This window comes from Psychrobacter sp. (assembly GCF_030457785.1).
Lineage (GTDB): Bacteria > Pseudomonadota > Gammaproteobacteria > Pseudomonadales > Moraxellaceae > Psychrobacter.
In genome coordinates, this window is sequence record NZ_JAKDUI010000228.1 from 1 (window position 1) to 4078 (window position 4078).

General features: G+C 43.1%; 3 protein-coding genes and 2 tRNA genes. All 5 read left to right on the forward strand.

The genetic code is table 11. From position 1 onward, the window contains the following. The first annotated feature begins 59 nt into the window (after positions 1 to 59). The 5 genes from L0J61_RS09740 to gspG all read left to right on the forward strand — a co-directional run bounded on the left by L0J61_RS09740 (position 60) and on the right by gspG (position 3879). Positions 60 to 136: transfer RNA gene (locus L0J61_RS09740), tRNA-Arg, on the forward strand. 38 nt (positions 137 to 174) lie between these two features. Further along, positions 175 to 250 (forward strand) — tRNA-His (locus L0J61_RS09745). Positions 251 to 762: 512 nt separating this feature from the next. Continuing rightward, on the forward strand, positions 763 to 1719 hold the full coding sequence (locus tag L0J61_RS09750) for a hypothetical protein (protein ID WP_301466251.1): 957 nt from the start codon (positions 763 to 765) through the stop codon (positions 1717 to 1719). A 50-nt stretch (positions 1720 to 1769) separates the two neighbouring features. Then, the gene (gene gspF / locus L0J61_RS09755; protein WP_301466252.1) at positions 1770 to 2972 is read left to right on the forward strand and encodes a type II secretion system inner membrane protein GspF; all 1203 of its coding nucleotides are present in this window, start codon (positions 1770 to 1772) and stop codon (positions 2970 to 2972) included. 388 nt (positions 2973 to 3360) lie between these two features. Next, entirely contained in the window at positions 3361 to 3879 is a 519-nt protein-coding gene (gspG, locus tag L0J61_RS09760; protein WP_301466253.1) for a type II secretion system major pseudopilin GspG, read from the forward strand. Positions 3880 to 4078: the final 199 nt, after the last annotated feature.

Genomic DNA, 4078 nt, shown 5'->3' on the forward strand with positions numbered 1-4078 from the left:
TTTAGTTTATAATATAATTATATTTTAAACTTGATTGGATATATAAAAAGCCCCTAAGAGCGCCTGTAGCTCAGTTGGATAGAGCACCTGCCTTCTAAGTAGGTGGTCGCAGGTTCGAATCCTGCCAGGCGCGCCATTTAGCCTGCACACCATGCCTTTTCTGGCCATGTTATGGCGGTTGTAGCTCAGTTGGTAGAGCCCCGGGTTGTGATCTCGGTTGTCGTGGGTTCGAGTCCCATCAGTCGCCCCAATTTTTATCTCCCATTTCAAATTTGTCTGTCAGTAGCGCTCGCTCTGGTCTAGATATCTGCCTTTTATACCCGCATTTTTATACTTTATTATCTTTTCTTATTGCTGCAAATGATTATTTAACAATACCAGCCATCGCTGGCGTTTTTCTGTGTCTGCTTGATTATTTAACAGTGACAAGTATGTCCTTTTCCTTGATACATCTGAGCGGTAAGTACGAGCCTTCCCTCATTCAACCTAGCAGTGCCTTATCAGTTTTTGTGCTTTTTTCCAAAAGCAATAAACCCAAAGACCGACTTTGAGCCAGTGTCTATTATTGATCAATGTCTAGCATTAACCTGTGTCACAGCGATACTATTTCGCTGATATACGGCTGACAATATGCTTGTGTTCGGGTACTATGGGATATCAAATTATCTAGGCTGAGATATTATTTATTGCTTTGTATGGCTATATGAAGCCGTTGAATAGTGAGAGTTAGATAGTATTTATTTTTTCCGCTGATGGTATGTTATGACTGAACCGACCGCAAAGCCGAATGCACGAGCCGTTAATCAACTGGGTAGCGTCTTAAGGGCGCCAGATAAAACTGAGCTGTTAGCTTTATTTATGCTAGCTGACGAGGATGCGATTACAGCTGAACAATCGGAAAAAAAGACTGAGACTGATAAGCCAGCTAATGAGCCAAGTGTTGCTGAACAGCGCGTGGCACTTTACCAAAATCAGCATGAACGTACTCGGCTGTTATATACCGCTGCTGCTGGTACGAGACCGACTTACTTAGTACAAACACTGAAGTCGCAGTTCACAGAGTATCAGCAGTATCTACTGTCACAGCAATTGGATAAACGTGGTCTGATAGATACGGATGGGCTTGAGCGCCTCTGGAAGCAGCTACATGTGATTGATGATATTATCGCAGATATCGTCCAGCATATGCCTGCCCAGCAGCCCGCGGGTTGGCAATTGACCACTCAGGATGGGCGCAACCCATTGTGTTTTGCTACCGTTGGAAAATTAAAATACGACAAAACTATTCGTGATCAAGGCAGTCTCAATAACTATGTATTGAGTCATTTTGGGGTGAGTAGTTTTACCTACGATAGAGGCTATTACATTGGACATGTCGTGGGGTATTTATTCTGTTGTTATTTTTGTGCGCACTTATCTATTAGTTACGGCGTCACGGCGCTGGGTCAGCAGGTTGTTTCTGATTATGACTATGCCAGTCTTGAGACACCGTATATGGTGCGGCTGCTACAAGGACTGGATGGTTATTGTAAAAAACGTATTTATCAATTGGCGGTTCTCTGTGCACGGCTGAGTGTGTTTGCCAGTGATAAGCGTATCGAAAAAATGTTGATTGCAGAGGTCAATGATTTTGATAAAAAGCTACAACAACAGCATTTAGATGTATTGCTTCTACAGGGCTTGATGCCTGATAGTAATGATTCGACACCGCTTTTTTAAGCGCTGACTGATGACTTTTCACCTTTGACTAGCTTAGGATAACTGCTGCTATGCCGGCATATCATTTTAAAGCAATCGACGAGAGCGGTAGTGTACAAAAAGGCTTGCTCGAAGGCGATTCGGCGCGACAAGTGCGTCAGCAACTGCGTGATAAGCAGTGGATGCCAGTGGACGTCAGCGCTGTCAATGACAAGAAAAGTCAAAATAAAAGCCGTTTTAAAAAACCCTCTGCCTATGAGTTGGCGCTGCTGACTCGTCAACTGTCGGTATTGCTTGCAGCTGGTATTCCTCTGGAAGAAACACTGGCCGCTGTGGCGAAGCAATCTCCAAAGACTCATATCAAGTCTTTAATGCTCGCTGTACGCTCACATGTGTTAGAGGGTTTGAGCTTAGCGCGCGCTTTAGATCAAGCGGCCAGTTTCCCACCACTTTATACGGCTACTATCGCCGCAGGGGAAAAGTCCGGTCATTTGGATTTAATCCTCAATCAGTTGGCGGATTACACCGAAAATCGCTTTGCTTTACAAAAGAAAATCCAAGGAGCGATGGTTTATCCGATTGTACTGATGGTCATGGCAGTTGCGGTGATTATGGGGTTGATGAGCTTTGTTGTACCCAAAATTGTCAAGGTCTTTGAGCAGTCAGAACAGGCATTGCCATTAATCACGCAAGTCGTGCTCACGTTGTCGAATTTCATCACCCAATGGTGGTGGCTGATGCTCGTGCTATTGGTAGGCGCTGTATTTTTATTTTATCGTTTTGCCCAAACGCAAGCTGGTAAGCTGACCATCGATAGTATCGTATTAAAATTGCCGATATTGGCACGCCTATCAAAAGGGTTGAATGCCGCCCGTTTTGCCAGTACTTTGGCAATATTGGTACGCTCTGGTGTCCCTCTCATCGAGGCGCTGCATATCGGGGCTGCGGTAACGACCAACTTACACATCAAACAAACCGTTATCTCTGCAGCGGACAGAGTCACTGAAGGCTCAAGTTTATCCAGTCAATTAGAAAAATCTTCCTACTTCCCGCCGATGATGGTACAAATGATCAAAAGCGGTGAGAACTCAGGTGAGCTTGAAAACATGCTCAGTCGTGCCGCCAACATGCAAGAAGCGGAAGCCACGAATTTCATTAGCACGTTATTATCACTCCTAGAGCCGTTGATGTTGGTACTGATGGGTGTGGTAGTGATGATTATTGTGATGGCAGTGATGTTGCCGATTGTCAATATGAATGACTTGGCAGGATAGTGTGCCCGTAGGCTGTTTGCTTTGCTAGGTTTTTTACTGCAAGATTCTTTACTGAGAGCTAATACATGCCAGTCTAACAAAACTTTGTCCAAGGTTGCGCAAGTTTTTCCTAGTGTTGTACATTGATAACGGTATAGCACTACTTCTATGGTTAAATGAATAGGTGGGCTATAGTATCTGGGAGTTGTCCTGCTTAATTGTCTACGCCTACGTCACTGTCTTTACATACGTGGTTATCTACACTTAGGTAATTATCTATACCTAAATAGTTATCCATAATTGTCGGTGATAATTTGTTTGTCTGAGCAGCTAAATGTACTATAGTGACAATGAATCCAATACCTCTATGCCATTCTAACCTGTACATTACGATGATAAAGCAATGACTATGACTAATACCAACTCTATGAAAACAGCCAACGTAACTAAAACCAATCGTAGCACTCAAGCTGAAGTGAAAAAAAATAAAACTCAGACGAGAGCCTCAATAACCTTTAATCAGTCAGGGTTTACTTTGATTGAGATTATGGTTGTCATTGTGATTTTAGCGATTTTGGCCGGTTTGGTAGTGCCAAAAGTGGTAGGGCAAAGCGATAGAGCGCGCGTCAAAACTACTGAGACCGCACTTTCTACGGTATCAAATGCGCTCGACATGTATAAAGTAGATAACTCACGTTATCCCACGACCGCGCAAGGTCTAGATGCACTTATTACACCGCCTGCCGAGGCCAAGAATTATCCTGAAGGTGGCTATATCAAAGGTGGATATCCAACGGATGGTTGGGAAAATGAGATGCAATACGTCGCTCCAGGCAGTGATGGTCGCCCTTACGATTTATTTTCCATGGGTGCCGATGGTCAGCAAGGCGGTGAAGGTCAAGACGCTGATATTCATGCTCAGCAGTAGTTATCTTGATTGATGCAGATTTATAAAATCTACGGACTATCAAGTCCAAAAGTACGTCGTTATTTTCTTCAAGTTGATATCAACCAATAAGACATTGTTGGTTGATATTTTTTATCAGTGTATAAAGCAAAAAGTAGTGCTGTTAATTGCATTAATATGTAAATTAATATTATAATTATTTTTATTGTGTTTCTACGAT